Below are 15,111 nucleotides of genomic sequence, written 5' to 3' on the forward strand. Positions count from 1 at the left end.
GACTGATGCTTGGGGGGAAACGAGAGCCGCGTACAAACTGTTGATCAAATATCACACCAGAGCGTGAGCAATGTTGATCGTTTGCTCACTGATCCAGAACAGCTACCCGCTGTGTTGTGTACGGGCGAAGGTATACGCCTCTTGGGCTAGAGCTTCGGCGCAACTAAGGTAAAACGTGGCGTGTTTAATGGCGTCGAGTGAGGGAATATATGCTTGTAGGGTGAAAAAATGGTGATCGACGTGTTCGCCTCGTGTAAAGGCAGCGAACGTAGGGCCGTCAACACGCTGATGCGTCAGAGAACTCTGCAAATTTTACAAGCAGTTTCCGGTTCGAATATCGCTCGTTCAAGAGTCATCAAAAATCAGGTAGCATCCATAGATTGTGGCATTCAACGGAGATAAAGCATGGCAGGAAAGCCAGTCGCACGACTCGGGGATCCGGGAAGTCACGGCGGAAATATTACCACCGGATCTAGCCCCATCTTTGTTAACTCAATGCCCGTGGCTTTGGTAGGAGATATCTATTCCTGTCCAATTCATGGCAGCAATCCAATAACATCGGGCGCTCCCCATGTATTCGGTTTAGGCAAAGACGTTGCGCATGTCGGCTCGCTGACAGCATGTGGCGCGACGATCACAGCTGGCTCCCCCGATACCTTCGTCGGTGAATCAGGAGGTGGTGCTCCTACCAGCTTCCTCTCGCAATTCCTGAAAGAAAAGACTTTTGTCGAGTTTCAGTTACTTAATGAGAGAGATGAGCCAATCGCCAACGAAACGTACGAATTAACGCTTCCCGATGGCACATTGATGACAGGCGCCCTTGACGAAAATGGCTTCGTCCATGTGGCAAATATTCCAAGGGGAAGTTGCAGTATAAAATTTCCGAAACTTGAAGATACGGAACGTCTTTAATGGTTCAGCCTACTAGAACTACCAATACAACGCAGGCAGCAAAAAATTCAGGTGCATCAGGAAAAACGACGAAGACTAATCAAATAGTCGTGTCGGGGGCTTACATGGAAATACTAGTGGGTGGCCCCTACACCCGCGACAACGAAGAGCATCCTTTTGGACACGCGGCTTTACATGTCGTAGTCGGTAGTAAAGACATTACCTACGATTTTGGACGTTACGGGAAAACCTGGGGGACGTTCGACAGCGAGGGAGAGGGAGTACTGAATGTTTGGACATCCTTCAAGGCGTACATATCCGGAGAAAACAGCTTGGGGCGCACAACGACTGGGTTTGTTTATTTTTTGGACAATGCAAAAGCCGAGGCTGTTATTGTCCACTTTGACGGTATCGTCGCTCAAAAAAAAGAGCTAAGAAAAAAGAATGCAACATCAACCCGCTACGTGCTTCCATCCGACTATCATCCGACCGTTAATAACTGCACAACAGTGACAATTGCAGGCGCTAACATTTCGGGCAAGCCAATCGTCCAGAACCCTTCTAAGTATAGCGAAATGCGGGGCCTATCATTCATTGAAAGACAAGCAGCACGCACACAGAAAACTCCAAAGGATGGGATTTTTATGCCTGCGGACTTGCAAGCCATGCTCGAAGGAAACACCGAGGCGCACTATGACAAGAAGAACGTTTACAAGTAGAAACGTTGGCTTATGGCTGGTGGCAGCTTTAATTTTAAATGCTTTGATATTTGGCTTTTTATTTTTTTACGATAGTACGAGGGCGCACGACATGAAAATGATTAAAACTAAAGAACCATTACTGATTGAAGGACCAAATGGTGACGAAAATTATTATGTCCTACCACTTGGCACTACGCTATATCACGATAAAAGCTTTCCTGAAGGGCATGATCGCTATGTAGTTTACCTGAACCATAAAGGTGCTATTGCCCACGAAGAAGTCCTAATGAAGCCTGAATATGGTGGTTCTTTTATTGACCCTCTATGGCTGTCTAATGTTGATGAAGATACGCTGAAAGAAATATTCAAGCGTTTCCCGCTTTCCAAAAAAGACATCGCTGCAGCAATCAAAGCCAATGAAATCACAAAGGATGATTTGGCCGATATCATCCGCTCGATGCCCGACTGACCGACTTCTAAGAGACTCCTGTCGGTTCTTGGCGGTTGAAAATCAAGATCAAAGATCGCAGCCTTCGCTCCGCTCGACGGCTCCTTCAGGGAGCGGTGGTGGATTCAATGGCGACGGGAATTTCATCCATCGTCATGTAGGAGTTCACGAGTAGAACGAGGCAGCGATCTTTTGATCTGGCTTCTGGGAAATCAAGATCAAAAGATCGCTGCCTCGCTTCGCTTGTAAGCTCCTACAGGGGAGCGCTTGTGGGGGATTATTTTTTGCCGGGGAGGACGCTGGCCAGGACCTGTTTGGCGGTTTGCAGGATGACGCCGGTTTCGTCGGGGTCGCCTTTTAGCAGGGTTGTGGCGAATTTTTTTGCCTGTTCGAGTTTGATGTGCGGCGGTAGCGGCGGCACGTTAGGGTCGGTCTTGAATTCGATCAGTACCGGCACATCTGAAGCCAGTGCTTGCTCCCAGGCAGCGGCGACGTCTTCTTCGCGATCAACGAAGATTCCTTTCAATCCGATGGAAATGGCGAACAGGTGATACGGCACGTCCGGGATACTCTGCGAGGCTTCGAACTTGGGATCGCCCTCCATCACCCGCTGCTCCCAGGTGACCTGATTGAGGTCTTCGTTGTTGAACACCGCGCAAATCCATTTCGGGCTTTGCCACTGGCGCCAGTATTTGGCGACGGTGATCAGCTCGGCCATGTTGTTCATCTGCATCGCACCGTCGCCGACCAGCGCAATCACCTGGCGTTCGGGATAGGCAAATTTCGCGGCAATTGCGTACGGCACTGCGGCGCCCATCGAAGCCAGGCCACCGGACAACGAGCACTGCATGCCGCGACGGATTTTCAGGTCGCGGGCGTACCAGTTGGCGCAGGAGCCGGAATCGCTGGTGATAATCGAATGATCCGGCAGACGTGGTGACAGTTCGTAGACCACCCGTTGCGGATTGACCGGATCAGCCTTGGCCATTGCGCGCCTCTCAAGGGTTTTCTCCCATGTGCCGCGCCAGCCTTCAACTTTCTTGCGCCATTTACCGGAGGTTTTCTGCTCCAGTAGCGGCAGCAGTGCCGCGAGGGTTTCGGCGGCGTCACCAAGCAGATTGACCTCCATCGGATAACGCAGGCTGAGCATATCCGGCTGCAAATCGATCTGCACGCCACGCGCCTGGCCTTCCTTGGGCAAGAATTCGGAATAGGGAAATCCCGAACCGATCATCAGCAAGGTGTCGCACTCGGTCATCAGTTTATAGCTGGGCTCGGTCCCTAGCAGGCCGATGCTGCCCGTAACCCACGGCAGATCGTCCGGCAACACAGCTTTGCCCAGCAGCGCCTTGGCGACCCCAGCGCCGAGTTTTTCCGCCACGGCGATCACTTGATCGGTCGCCTGCAAGGCGCCGGCGCCGACCAGAATCGCGACTTTTTCGCCAGCATTCAGCACGTCCGCTGCCCGCTGCAAATCCGCCTCATAGGGCACCACTTTCGGCTTGCTGTAGCCGACCCCGGAATGCGCAGTGCCATGCGCTCTGCCCGGCGCTTCGTAGGGAAGATCCTGCAAATCATTGGGCAGGATGATCGCCGTGACACGGCGTTCGCCGACGGCAGTGCGCACCGCCCGATCAAGCAAGTGCCGCACCTGCGATGGCGCCGAGGCCTGCTGCACAAAGGCGCCTGCGACGTCTTTGAACATCGAGACCAGATCCAGCTCCTGCTGATAATGACTGCCAAGCGCCGTGCGGGCCTGCTGACCGACGATAGCCAGCACCGGCATATGATCCATCCGCGCATCGTAAAGCCCGGTGATCAGATGCGAGGCGCCAGGGCCAGAGGTGGCGATGCACACGCCCAACTCGCCAGTGAACTTGGCATGCGCCGAGGCCATGAACGCGGCCATTTCCTCATGCCGCGCCTGAATGAATTCAATCTTGCCCTTGGCCCGGCTGAGCGCGCCAAACACGCCGTTGATGCCGTCACCCGGGTAACCAAAAATCCGCGTCACGCCCCACTGACTGAGCCGCTCGACCAGAAAATCGCCCACTGTCGTTGTCATCTCGATCCTCGCCTTTCACCGATTCGTGAAGCTCCCGGCGTGAATATCCGCCGGGAGGTGTAAAGGTCTGGACAGTTGGCTGAAGCGCGAAGTTTCGATTGATTGCCAATCGCTGGACGAGTTTTTTTGAGGCAATCGCCCGCCTCCGCTGTCACTTGAAAACACATGACTGGCGGAGGCTGCAATGACCGACCCGAAACCGACTCCCGTGCAACCCTTGCTCCTGCAACGCAATGGCTGGGTGCCAAATAACCCGCAACTGCCGGTGCTAATTTATCCCGGCGCGATTGCCCTCGAGGGCAACGACCCGGCGGCACTCTTCGAGCAAACGTTCAGCGCCAATGGCTGGCCGCCGCAATGGCGCTACGGGATTTACAACTATCACCACTATCACACCGAAGGTCATGAAGTGCTCGGCATCGCCAGCGGTCATGCGCGACTGGTGCTCGGTGGCCCGGATGGTCAGGAGCTGGAAGTCAGCGCCGGAGATGTTTTGCTGTTGCCGGCGGGCACCGGTCATTGCAGCTTGAGTTCCAGCGACGATTTTCTGGTGGTGGGTGCCTATCCGCCGAGGCAGCATGCCGATATTTGCCGTGAGGCGCCGAGCCGTGAACAGCTGGAAAATATCGACGGACTGCCATTCCCCGACGAGGACCCGGTGCAAGGTGCTGGCGGTGCGCTCGGGCAATACTGGATCAAATAACTTTCAACGATGCGGATGCACAGTCAGCGCCACCAGTTTGATCACAATGGGACGAACAACAAGAATGCACAGAAACGCCACCGGCATCGCCAGCTTGTAGGCGTGCAGCGCATTGCTCAGGTAGTCGTTATCAATTCCGGAGTTGGCGGCGGTGATCACCAGCGACATCAGAAACGCCATGATCGTTGCCATATACAGCGCAAACACATAAGGCGTCGCACGCGCCGACAGTCTTCGCCGGCTCAAAACCAGCGCATCCGAGGAAGTTCTTTGATTCATAGGGCTTTTCCATCCATTGACAGGGAGCCCGCACCTTAGCAAAGCGAAAAACCCTCAACTAGACGGCCAATCACAGGTGCTTTATAAAGCAGAACTTACGAATCAACCCTTCACGGCAGGCCACGGATGAATCTGTTAGCGGCGATTGCGAGCTTTATCAAAGTGGTCGAAGCAGGCTCGATTGTCGGCGCGGCGAAGACTCTGGGCGTCAGTGCGGCGGCCGTGAGTCAGACGATTAATCGTCTGGAAACGCATCTTGGCGTACGTCTGTTGCAGCGCACCACCCGCAGCATGGCGCTGACGGAAAACGGCGCGGTGTATTACGAAAAAGTCCGGCGCATCGCGGCTGATCTGGAGTCGGCGCAAAGCTCGATTACCAGTGCCGAATCCGAATTACAGGGACGTTTGAGCATCGCGTCCACCTCGGCATTTGGCCGACATGTGCTGGCGCCTTTGATTGCCGGTTTCGCCGCCCTTCATCCACGGCTGATACTCGAACTCTCGGTCAGCAACGGCAAAATCAACCACATCCAGGACGGTGTGGATCTGAGCCTGCGGATCAAGCCGCAGCTGGAAGACGGCATCGTCGCCCGCAAGATCGTTTCGCTGCCGTTCATCTTCTGCGCCGCACCGGCCTATCTGCAACGCGCCGGTTGGCCGCAGACCCCGGAAGACCTGCAACACCACGCCTGCCTGGCGTTTCGTTATCCGTTGGATGGGCGTTTTCTGCGCTGGAGTTTTATCCGCGCTGGACAGCGTTTTGACGCACCGATCAACGCAACGGCAATCAGCGACGACATCGATGTGCTCGCGCAAATGGCAATCGCCGGAGCGGGCATCACCCGCCTCGCCGAGTTTGTCGCAGCGCCCTATATCAAGCGCGGACAACTGGTGCCACTGTTTGAAACCCGCCAATCGACGACGCACACCTACTTTGAGCCGATGGAGATTTACGCCTGCGTGCAGGAGCGTGCGGCGCTGACGCCCAAGGTCCGGGCGTTCATCGATTACTTGATCGAAAATCTGAAAACCCGCTGGCCGATGGAGGAGGTTTTGATTGATGAAGGACAGCTTTTTAAAGGGAGCGCGCCGTGATCAAACTACGTTATACGAAAGGCTCGGGCACGCCTCCAACACATTTGGCGTCGATCGACTGGGAGAACCCCGAGTCAGGCGAATTCATATTTTCCGGTGCCGGCGAGCATCGAGAGCCCTTCACTTCTCGTCCCCGGTTTCTGTCCAGGCTGCAACAGCTGATCCAGCAGCGTGTGCCGTTAGCCATCGGCGGCATGTGCCCCGGCCCGGCGGACGAAGTTGCTCTGTTGATTGCTAAAAAAGAGCTGCAAGGCCTATATATCGAGCTGTCATGGGCCGGGTCGCAGCAATGGATACTGCGTGAAGTCTCCGGCGATTCAGAGCAATGGGAGCTCGAACCGGAAGCCAGCAAAATCGCCAACTCAACCTACAATCCAATGACATTTGAATGGCTCTGATTGATACGCCGATTGCAGTTCCTCAACAACAGAGGTCAGCCATGCAGCTCAGAAACGCACTTACCTCGCTCGTGATCGGCGCCAGCCTGTTCGGCTGTGCCACCTCATCAAACCCCGGAGTGAGCGTGACGTTGAACGCCACCCGGCAAAACACCGGGCAGATCGGCAATGTCACGCTCGCCGATTGGGGCAAACAAACCGGCTTCAACTTCTTCGTCAGCGGCACACCTAGCGGCGCCTCCCTGCCCTTGCGCCTCTCGGCGTTCATCAATAAAGGCAGTTGCGCGCAACCCGGTCCGGTGGCCTACGCCTTGAATGACCGACTGACAACCGAACGCGAGGCGGTGCGCGGCTGGTCGTTCTCCAGAACCGCACCGGTTGCGCTGTCGGTATTGCTCGCTGGCGATTATTCGGTGGTGGTGCGCTCAGCGGCGACCGATGGTGGCGTGGATATTTTCTGCGGGGATATTCCCAGGCAAACTGCCGGGAAATAACCGGATCTCCAGCTAGACTTCTCGGGCTGCGCCGCAGCACCCGGGCGATAACGCCTGGGTTTTGTGATCTGGAGGTGACCCATGAGCAACAGCACCGAACCCGCTACCTTCAACGGCTGGGCCGCCACCGCTGCGGGTGCGCCTCTGGAACGTTACAGCTACGATCCCGGCACGCTCGGCGAAGAAGAGGTCGAAGTCGCAGTGGAATACTGCGGCGTCTGTCATTCCGATCAGTCGCTGATCGACAACGATTGGGGCATCAGTCGCTATCCGTTTGTGCCGGGGCATGAAGTGGTCGGCCGCATCGTGCGTATGGGCGGTCAGGTGCGCGGTCTGCAAATGGGTCAGCGTGTGGGCATCGGCTGGTACAAGGGCAGTTGCATGCACTGCTCTTCCTGCATCACCGGTTCGCAGCAACTTTGCGGTACTGCGCAACCGACCATTATTGGCAGCAACGGCGGTTTCGCCGACCGTTTGCGTTCGCACTGGGCGTGGGCGATTCCGGTGCCTGCCGACCTTGATCCGGCAATGGTCGGGCCGTTGTTCTGCGCTGGCTCGACGGTGTTCAATCCGCTGCTGCAATTTGGCGTCAAGCCTACTGATCGTGTCGGCGTGGTCGGCATTGGCGGACTCGGCCATCTGGCGCTGCGCTTTCTTAACGCCTGGGGTTGCGAAGTCACCGCGTTCACCTCGTCACTGAACAAGCAGGACGAAGCCAAGCGTCTGGGCGCGCATAACGTAGTCGCATCGACCGACAGCAAGGCGCTGAAAGCCATCGCCGGAACCCTCGACTTTCTGTTGATCACCGCCAACGCCGACCTCGACTGGCCGGCGATGCTCGCCACTTTGCGCGGCAATGGTCGGCTGCATTTCGTCGGCATCGTGCCGAATGCGATTCCGGTGCATGTTTTCGATCTGATTCCGCAACAGAAATCACTGTCCGCCTCACCCGTCGGCTCGCCCGGCACCATGGCAACCATGCTCGAATTCTGCGCCCGGCATCAGATTCTGCCGCAGGTTGAAATGTTTCCCATGAGCCGGGTTAACGAGGCAGTTGATCACTTGCGCAGCGGCAAGGCGCGTTACCGCGTGGTGCTGGACGCCAGTCAGTAAATTAATTGGCGTGGCCGGTCTGTACGACGGTGAGCCCTGCGAAAAGTCGGCGTATACGCTTACAATCGTTCTCTCACCGCCCATCAGACAGGCCAGTCAAGAAATGCCGCTCGACCCTCCAACGATGTTGACGCTCTCCATCGCCCTCGCCGCAGCCGCTGCGCTGTATCTGGCGGTGGAATGGCGCAGCATTCGTGAACCTTCGCTGCTGTTCTGGAGCGCCGGTTTCGCAACGATTTCCGTGGGCTCGACTCTCGCTCTGCTGCGTGTCAGTGGCTTTTTGCTGATCGGCATCTGGTTCGCCAACGGCTTGCTGATCACCGCGCATTTCCTGTTTCTACTCGGCGTGGCGCGGTTCACTCAGACGCGTTTATCCCGTGGCTGGTATCTGATTTTCGTCGTCTGGTTTGGCATGCTGCTGTTGCCGGACGGGCCGCAGTGGTCGAAGGTCATGCTGGTCGCCAACTCGCTGCTGGTGGCGCTGTCGACGCTACGAGCGAGTTTTCTGCTGCGCCCGCACGGCAAGTCGCTGAGTGTCGGCGCGGTGCAGCTACGCTATGTGCTGCTGATGCACGGGATTTTCTATGTGGCGAAAGCGTTGACCGTGGTGATTCCGGGCACGCTGATTGATCTGGCGGCGTTTCGTGGCGAAATCATTCAGATCTCGCTGGTCGAAGGCGCGATGGCGGTGATGCTGATCGCCCTGTCGATGACCGGCACCGAGCGCTACCGCCGCGAACAACAGATCGCCCGCCTCGCCGCCCGCGATCCGCTGACCGCGCTGTACAACCGGCGAGCGCTGGAAATGCGCGCACCACGCCTGTTGCACGACGCCTCCCCCGCTCGCCCGGGCGCGTTGCTGCTGATCGACATCGACAACTTCAAACTGGTCAACGACCTGTACGGCCACACTGCTGGCGACCGTTTGCTCATCGCCCTGAGCGAGATGATTCGCTCGGCCCTGCCGCGAGATGCACTGGCGGCGAGGCTGGGCGGTGATGAGTTCGTGATTCTGCTGAACAACGCATCGAGCGAGCGCGTGGTCGAACTGGGCAAGGCCCTGCGCGACCAGTTCCAGCGCAGCGCCTCACAGACATTCGCTACGCCCGCCGCGGTGACCCTGAGCATCGGCGCCACCTTGTTCGAGCATCCGCCCGCCAGCCTGACGGCGTTGATTGAGCAAGGTGATCTGGCGCTTTACGAATCCAAACGCGGCGGTCGCGACAGCCTGCGCATGAACCACGGACTCAAATTTCCAGGATAAATATAACAATGAACAATCCCGAGACCTCCCTGCAAGACCTCGCCGCGCCCGAAGGCATCTGCTACGGCTGCGGCGGCCGCAACCCGCACGGCCTGCACATCAAAAGCCATTGGCACGAGGACGGCATCCATGTGATTGCCGAGCACAACCCCGACGCCCAATACTGCGGCTGGCCGGATCTGGTCTACGGCGGTTTGCTCGCCATGCTGGTCGATTGCCACTCCAACTGGACGGCGATGGCCCACCACTATCGCGCCGAACAACGCGAGCCCGGCAGCTTGCCACGCATCGACTGCGTCACCGGAAACCTTGGCATCAAGTTCATCAAACCGACGCCGATGGGCGTAACGCTGACCTTGCGAGCGAAAGTCGAAGGTGAAACCGGGCGTAAGACGCGGGTGATCTGCGAGGTGTATGCGGGGGATGTGCTGACGGCGATTGGGGATTCGGTGTTTGTGCGGGTGGATACCGAGCAGTTGGCAGCCGCTGCGCATGGGCGCTGAGCATTGGGCGGGTAACTTTTAAACTGCGTGACTACAAAACCATGCGCCTTTGCCTACAAATTTCCCGGAAAGCGCCGGCTTGTTCGCTAAGTGCTTCAGCTTTATCGTTTGGTCGTCACTGCTGAGCAACGAAGTGAAACTGAAAAGGCATGGTTGACGCCACCGTCAGCCAGACCTAATCTGCCCCCATCCCGCCCAAGGCAGTAAGCCGTCCTAACCATCCAGGACGTGCCAAACCCTTGGGCGTTTTGTTATCAGGAAGAAAGCATGCCCACAGCGGTATTGGTCGACGGCGCCTTTTTCATCAAAAGTAGCTCAAAGGTGTAAACGAGTGATAACGCCGACAGTTGGCAGCCGCAGCGCACGATAGCTGAAAAAACGCATACCCCTGTAGGAGCTGCCGAAGGCTGCTCCTTGTATGTTGCTCCCACACCAGTCGAGTGAGTCTAAGCTCGCTGGTGCGGACATACGAAGATGTGTTTCTGGGGGAGACCGATCGCTCCTGAAGGCAGGACTTGCTCCTGACCTTGTCTGTAGAGAGGTCCCCCCGCCTCATTGCCCACCACGAAGAGTATCGAGAAGCCGACAAGTCGGACTTCGCATTACAAGGTTGCAGTGGCATGAAGTTCGAGGTCAGGGGAACCAGGAAGCATTTTTAACCCAGTTCACTCGGAGTTGAAAGCATGAGCATGCATGTCGGTTTGGATGTGGGATCTCGCACAACGGCCATGGGCTGGCGCAACGACGGTCGTTTTGCAGGTGCATGCAACATCGACCAAACGCCCGCCGGGCGCAAGGCAGCGGTCAACAAGTTGCTCCAGCTCAAGCCTTTATCCGTGGTGATGGAAGCCACCGGCATCTATTACCTGGATTTGGCCATGGAGCTCGCTGCTGCGGGTTTGCCCGTTTCGGTGATCAACCCCAAGAGCTTTCATAACTTTGCCAAACTGATGCTTAAAAACAGTAAAACCGATGCAATCGATGCCCAGTTACTGGCCGAATACGGCGAACGCATGAGCCCAAGATTGTGGACGCCACCCACTGCCATACAGTTGGAGTTGCGGGCTATCGGAAGGCATATCAATCGTTTGACGTGTCACCGCACCCGCGCCAAGAACGAGTTGCATGCGCTGAAGGCTACTCAAACAACGCTCACAATGTTGATTGAAGACGAAGAAGAAGCGATCGCCGCGTTTGACAAACGAATTGAGCGTTTCAGGCTCGCAGGTCGGGCGCTGATCGACAACTGCCCGACACTAAGCGCTCAGTTCGGACACATGATCGCCGCGCCGGGCATGGGCGAAATTTCAGTATTTTCGGCACTGGCGGAATTGACGACCTTGCCTGTGACGCTTAAGTCCGCACAAGTCAGCCGACATGCGGGACTCGATGTTCGACTGACGCAATCAGGTACCAGCATCGATAAACCTGGACGGATAAGTAAGGGAGGAAACGCCTACCTACGCTCGGCGATGTACATGCCTGCACTGAGCGCCATACGTTGCGACAGTAACGTGAAGGCGTTTTACGAGGCGCTGATCGGGCGAGGAAAAAGAAAGATGCAGGCCATCGTCGCGGTCATGCGCAAGTACCTGACCGGACTGTGGGCCTGCATGCAAGCGGGTGAAGATTTTGATACGGCCAAGCTTTTTAGCGACAAACACCTCGCAAAAGCTTGACCGTGAACAGAGTATCTACAGGGGTAACTTGAGCAAGCCCGGCTAGGCGCTCCCCTGCCGTTATCGGTGACGCTATCGCAGACCGCACTTCCAGGAGTTTTTCGCCCGTGTCTGACATGCCGACCCACCTCGCATACACCAGGCGCTTCAGCGCCGTCCTCGCCTACATTGATGCCAATCTCGAGGGCGACTTGTCGGTGAGTACGTTGAGTCAGGTGGCGAATTTTTCGGTGTTTCACTTCCATCGACAGTTCAGCGCGTTCGTCGGCGTACCGGTTTCGCGCTACGTGCAACTGATGCGCCTGCGTCGAGCGGCACATCGGCTGGCCACGCAGCCGGAGCACTCGATACTCGACGCCGCGTCTGGCGCTGGTTTCGAAAGTCCGGAGGCATTCAGCCGCGCGTTCAGACGGGACTTCGGCATGGCGCCGAGTGCCTTCAGGAAGCAGCCGAACTGGCAGATATGGAATGCGGTGTTCGCTATCCCTCACTTTTCCAGGAGCGTCATCATGCACACCAAAATCGTCGAGTTTCCCGCCGTCAGGGTCGCTGCGCTTGAGCACTGTGGCCCGCCGGGGCTGGTCCAGCAAAGCGTGAGCAAGTTCATCGAATGGCGCATGCAAAGTGGCCAGTCGCCGGTGGCGTCGAGTCGAACCTTCGGCATTCCCTACAACAACCCCGACACCACGCCGCCAGAGGATTTTCGCTTCGACATTTGTGGTGAGATTCACGAGTCGGTCGCGCCCAACACGTTCGGTGTGCGGGAAATCGTCATTCCCGGTGGTCGTTGCGTGGTGGTGCGGCATGTGGGTTCGCCGGACCACATCGGCGAGTCGATCTATCCGGTCTACCGCGACTGGCTGCCCGCCAGCGGCGAAGAACTGCGCGATCATCCGTTGTTTTTCCATTACCTGAGCGTCTTTCCGCAGACACCGCAGGAGCAATGGCAGACAGATGTTTATGTACCGTTGAAGTAAACCGGCAGACAAAAAAGCAAAATCCCCATGTGTTTCCCTCGTCTCTTCCTGCGTCGCACTGTTCATTGCCTGTTTCTGTCTGCCTGGAGTTTTCGATGCCCGCGCCCAAATCCCTGCCCACTGCTCTGTTGGGGCTGGCCCTTGCCTGTCCGGCCATGGCCGAGGAGCCGAAAGGCATGGAACTGGGGCAGGTGCTGATTTCGGCCGAGGAGCAAAGCGGCGCAGACGCCTCCGTCGCCGAAGCCGAGGCGCGGCTTGCGCAGGTGCCCGGTGGCACCAATGTGGTCGACATGCGTCAGCCGTTACAGGGTCGGTTGGCCGGCAATCAGGATGTGCTGGCTTATCAGCCGGGGGTTTATGCGCAGTCTGCGGGCAATGAAGGGACGAAGATTTCGATTCGCGGCTCGGGGATCAACCGTGCGCCGGGGGCTCATGCGTCGGGGCTGTACACGATGCTCGACGGTCTGCCGCTGACCGGCCCCGGCGGCACGCCTTATGAATTGCTGGAGCCGCTGTGGCTCGATCATGTCGAAGTGTTGCGCGGCGCCAACGGTTTTGATCGGGGCGCGCTGGCACTGGGTGGCGCTGTCGATTACGTCAGCCACACCGGGTACAACGCACCGAAGCTGCAAGTGCGCTACGCGACCGGCAGTCACGGTTATCAGCAGCGCCAGGTCAGCTCCGGGCAAGTGCTGGGCGACTTCGACTACTACGTGTCGATGACCGATTCGAACGCCGATGGTTATCAGGATCACACCGCCAGCGAGAGCCAGGGCGTGATCGCCAACTTCGGTTATCGCTTCAACCCGAACCTGGAAACACGTTTCTACATGCGCTATCGCCAGACCGACAACGATCTGGCCGGACGGGTGACCAAACACTCCATCGAGCACGATCCAAGGGCGGCCAACCCCGCCTACGTGAATCGCGACGACAGTCGCAAACAGCCGGGCAGCACCTTCATCGGCAACAAGACCACCTATTACATCGACGACGATTCGAGCATCCAGACCGGCCTCGTCTATCACGACTATCCGATGGATCTGCGCGAAGGCCCGAATCGCCTGAAAGTCGCGTACACCGATGTCAGCGGCACGTTTGACTACAAACGTCGCGATACCCTTTGGGGCATGGAAAGTCGAAGCATCATTGGCCTGCGAACCACCAAACACCTGCCCAACGATGGCGCCAGCGAACTGGTGCGCATCCCCACCGGCAACACGGCGGGTTACGCGCCGGGCACACACATTCGCAACTTCACCTATCAGGGTTCGGACACCGTCCTGCACGTCGGCAATGATCTGGAAATCGCCAACGACCTGTGGCTGACCACCGGTCTCGCGGCGATTTACACCCGCCGCGAAAGCGACGTCACCTACCCGCAAAGTGGCGGCAAGACCAGCATGAACGACTGGGACTACGCGCCGCGTCTGGGCCTGCGCTATCAGGTGACGCCTGACCTGCAACTGTTCGGCAATCTCAGCCGCTCGGTCGAAGCGCCGCATCCGTGGTCGCTGATCTACAGCTCGAACATTCGCTTCCCGGCCGGCAACGGCCCGGCGACCGGCGCGCAAAGCGATCCGATCAAACTGCAAAACCAGACGGCGACCACCCTCGAACTCGGCGGCCGTGGCGACAGCACACTCGGCCAGTGGAGCCTCGCCTGGTACTACGCGCAAGTGCGCCACGAATTGCTCTCGGTGTTGCCAGATGCCAACGCCGTCACCCCTTACGAACTCAGCGCCAGCCCCACCGTGCATCAGGGCATCGAAGCCAGCCTGCAAAGCACCCTGTGGACGCCCGATGACGGCGGCAAACTGAGCCTGCGCCAGAGCTACACCTTCAGCGACTTCCACTACCGCGACGACGAACGCTTCGGCGACAACCGCCTGCCGGGCCTGCCGATGCACTACTACCAGGGCGAACTGCGCTACGACTGGCCGCAGGGTTTCTTCGCCGCATTCAACACGCAAATGGTCTCGAAAGTGGCAGTCGATTACGCCAACAGTTATTACGCCGATCCTTATGCGATTTTCGGCGCAACCTTGGGCTACAACGCGCCGAAGGACGACTGGCAAACCTGGCTCGACATCCGCAATTTGACCGACAAGCGCTACGCCGCGACCGTCACACCGGGGTATGACGACAAGGGGCTGGATGCGGCGCGGTCTACACCGGGTGAAGGTTTGGGGGTGTATGTCGGGGTTTCATGGAGTCTGCTTTAAAGTGAGTTTCGCGCAGGGATCGGTCAACCCTGAAAAATCTCGAACTCGCGTCATATCTCTGTATCCAATGTTCAGGTCAATGGAGGTATGAAAAATGAAAAGCACCGACGATTTCAAGCCTGTCCCCACTGCCGACGATGAAAGCAAAGTCGTGGATGAGGTAATAACGCCGACATCCACCCACGCCAAGGAACAGGCTGCCGAGGAACTCAAGCGCAAAACCGACGAGATCGAGCGCAAGGTTGCTGACGGTAATTAATGCGCCGGAGCAAAGGT

General features: G+C 57.4%; 16 protein-coding genes. 14 read left to right on the forward strand and 2 right to left on the reverse strand.

The window, feature by feature from the left end; translation table 11 throughout:
• Positions 1-405 precede the first annotated feature (405 nt).
• From ACTWLJ_RS23710 to ACTWLJ_RS23720, 3 genes are all read left to right on the forward strand, one after another.
• Entirely contained in the window at positions 406-912 is a 507-nt protein-coding gene (locus tag ACTWLJ_RS23710; protein WP_401212317.1) for a PAAR domain-containing protein, read from the forward strand.
• Positions 912-1,610, forward strand: coding sequence for a hypothetical protein (locus ACTWLJ_RS23715; protein WP_445178688.1), 699 nt, complete (start codon positions 912-914; stop codon positions 1,608-1,610). The genes ACTWLJ_RS23710 and ACTWLJ_RS23715 overlap by 1 nt, the downstream gene beginning before the upstream one ends.
• A 91-nt stretch (positions 1,611-1,701) precedes the next feature.
• Positions 1,702-2,061: a hypothetical protein gene (locus ACTWLJ_RS23720; RefSeq protein ID WP_401212308.1), complete on the forward strand. Its 360-nt coding sequence runs from the start codon at positions 1,702-1,704 to the stop codon at positions 2,059-2,061.
• 256 nt (positions 2,062-2,317) lie between these two features.
• Here ACTWLJ_RS23720 and ACTWLJ_RS23725 read toward each other — a convergent pair whose 3' ends face one another.
• Complete coding sequence (locus ACTWLJ_RS23725) at positions 2,318-4,105, reverse strand: thiamine pyrophosphate-requiring protein (RefSeq protein ID WP_445178689.1); 1,788 nt, start codon at positions 4,103-4,105, stop codon at positions 2,318-2,320.
• Positions 4,106-4,289: 184 nt separating this feature from the next.
• Here ACTWLJ_RS23725 and ACTWLJ_RS23730 point away from each other — a divergent pair, with 184 nt between their 5' ends.
• Complete coding sequence (locus ACTWLJ_RS23730; protein WP_445178690.1) at positions 4,290-4,808, forward strand: cupin; 519 nt, start codon at positions 4,290-4,292, stop codon at positions 4,806-4,808.
• 3 nt (positions 4,809-4,811) lie between these two features.
• Here the strand turns inward: ACTWLJ_RS23730 and ACTWLJ_RS23735 are convergent, their stop codons facing one another.
• Positions 4,812-5,087 carry a DUF2798 domain-containing protein gene (locus ACTWLJ_RS23735; RefSeq protein ID WP_445178691.1) on the reverse strand — a complete coding sequence of 92 codons (276 nt, stop codon included), beginning with the start codon at positions 5,085-5,087 and terminating at the stop codon, positions 4,812-4,814.
• 126 nt (positions 5,088-5,213) lie between these two features.
• Here ACTWLJ_RS23735 and ACTWLJ_RS23740 point away from each other — a divergent pair, with 126 nt between their 5' ends.
• From ACTWLJ_RS23740 to ACTWLJ_RS23785, 10 genes are all read left to right on the forward strand, one after another.
• A complete protein-coding gene (locus ACTWLJ_RS23740; protein WP_445178692.1) occupies positions 5,214-6,182 on the forward strand; it encodes a LysR substrate-binding domain-containing protein in 969 nt (322 codons plus the stop codon).
• Entirely contained in the window at positions 6,179-6,580 is a 402-nt protein-coding gene (locus ACTWLJ_RS23745) for a hypothetical protein (protein ID WP_445178693.1), read from the forward strand. Before ACTWLJ_RS23740 ends, ACTWLJ_RS23745 begins: the two co-directional genes overlap by 4 nt.
• 41 nt (positions 6,581-6,621) lie before the next feature.
• Entirely contained in the window at positions 6,622-7,074 is a 453-nt protein-coding gene (locus ACTWLJ_RS23750; RefSeq protein ID WP_445178694.1) for a hypothetical protein, read from the forward strand.
• 81 nt (positions 7,075-7,155) lie between these two features.
• Positions 7,156-8,187 carry an NADPH-dependent aldehyde reductase Ahr gene (gene ahr, locus ACTWLJ_RS23755; protein WP_445178695.1) on the forward strand — a complete coding sequence of 344 codons (1,032 nt, stop codon included), beginning with the start codon at positions 7,156-7,158 and terminating at the stop codon, positions 8,185-8,187.
• Between the two features lie 103 nt (positions 8,188-8,290).
• Positions 8,291-9,451, forward strand: coding sequence for a GGDEF domain-containing protein (locus ACTWLJ_RS23760; protein WP_445178696.1), 1,161 nt, complete (start codon positions 8,291-8,293; stop codon positions 9,449-9,451).
• Positions 9,452-9,459: 8 nt separating this feature from the next.
• Positions 9,460-9,954 carry a PaaI family thioesterase gene (locus ACTWLJ_RS23765; protein WP_445178697.1) on the forward strand — a complete coding sequence of 165 codons (495 nt, stop codon included), beginning with the start codon at positions 9,460-9,462 and terminating at the stop codon, positions 9,952-9,954.
• Positions 9,955-10,637: 683 nt separating this feature from the next.
• Positions 10,638-11,633 (forward strand): IS110 family transposase, encoded by a 996-nt coding sequence (locus ACTWLJ_RS23770; RefSeq protein WP_445178422.1) that lies wholly within the window; start codon positions 10,638-10,640, stop codon positions 11,631-11,633.
• 107 nt (positions 11,634-11,740) lie between these two features.
• Positions 11,741-12,610: an AraC family transcriptional regulator gene (locus tag ACTWLJ_RS23775; protein WP_445178698.1), complete on the forward strand. Its 870-nt coding sequence runs from the start codon at positions 11,741-11,743 to the stop codon at positions 12,608-12,610.
• 95 nt (positions 12,611-12,705) lie between these two features.
• On the forward strand, positions 12,706-14,835 hold the full coding sequence (locus tag ACTWLJ_RS23780) for a TonB-dependent receptor family protein (protein ID WP_445178699.1): 2,130 nt from the start codon (positions 12,706-12,708) through the stop codon (positions 14,833-14,835).
• 94 nt (positions 14,836-14,929) lie between these two features.
• Positions 14,930-15,094 carry a hypothetical protein gene (locus ACTWLJ_RS23785; protein ID WP_445178700.1) on the forward strand — a complete coding sequence of 55 codons (165 nt, stop codon included), beginning with the start codon at positions 14,930-14,932 and terminating at the stop codon, positions 15,092-15,094.
• Positions 15,095-15,111 lie beyond the last annotated feature (17 nt).

This window comes from Pseudomonas sp. McL0111 (genome assembly GCF_052567255.1).

What these genes read in the sequence shown, in the direction of transcription:
- ACTWLJ_RS23710 (WP_401212317.1), top strand. Translation starts at nt 406, where the DNA reads ATGGCAGGAAAGCCAGTCGCACGACTCGGGGATCCGGGAAGTCACGGC.
- ACTWLJ_RS23715 (WP_445178688.1), top strand. Translation starts at nt 912, where the DNA reads ATGGTTCAGCCTACTAGAACTACCAATACAACGCAGGCAGCAAAAAAT.
- ACTWLJ_RS23720 (WP_401212308.1), top strand. Translation starts at nt 1,702, where the DNA reads ATGAAAATGATTAAAACTAAAGAACCATTACTGATTGAAGGACCAAAT.
- ACTWLJ_RS23725 (WP_445178689.1), bottom strand. Translation starts at nt 4,105, where the DNA reads ATGACAACGACAGTGGGCGATTTTCTGGTCGAGCGGCTCAGTCAGTGG.
- ACTWLJ_RS23730 (WP_445178690.1), top strand. Translation starts at nt 4,290, where the DNA reads ATGACCGACCCGAAACCGACTCCCGTGCAACCCTTGCTCCTGCAACGC.
- ACTWLJ_RS23735 (WP_445178691.1), bottom strand. Translation starts at nt 5,087, where the DNA reads ATGAATCAAAGAACTTCCTCGGATGCGCTGGTTTTGAGCCGGCGAAGA.
- ACTWLJ_RS23740 (WP_445178692.1), top strand. Translation starts at nt 5,214, where the DNA reads ATGAATCTGTTAGCGGCGATTGCGAGCTTTATCAAAGTGGTCGAAGCA.
- ACTWLJ_RS23750 (WP_445178694.1), top strand. Translation starts at nt 6,622, where the DNA reads ATGCAGCTCAGAAACGCACTTACCTCGCTCGTGATCGGCGCCAGCCTG.
- ahr (WP_445178695.1), top strand. Translation starts at nt 7,156, where the DNA reads ATGAGCAACAGCACCGAACCCGCTACCTTCAACGGCTGGGCCGCCACC.
- ACTWLJ_RS23760 (WP_445178696.1), top strand. Translation starts at nt 8,291, where the DNA reads ATGCCGCTCGACCCTCCAACGATGTTGACGCTCTCCATCGCCCTCGCC.
- ACTWLJ_RS23765 (WP_445178697.1), top strand. Translation starts at nt 9,460, where the DNA reads ATGAACAATCCCGAGACCTCCCTGCAAGACCTCGCCGCGCCCGAAGGC.
- ACTWLJ_RS23770 (WP_445178422.1), top strand. Translation starts at nt 10,638, where the DNA reads ATGAGCATGCATGTCGGTTTGGATGTGGGATCTCGCACAACGGCCATG.
- ACTWLJ_RS23780 (WP_445178699.1), top strand. Translation starts at nt 12,706, where the DNA reads ATGCCCGCGCCCAAATCCCTGCCCACTGCTCTGTTGGGGCTGGCCCTT.
- ACTWLJ_RS23785 (WP_445178700.1), top strand. Translation starts at nt 14,930, where the DNA reads ATGAAAAGCACCGACGATTTCAAGCCTGTCCCCACTGCCGACGATGAA.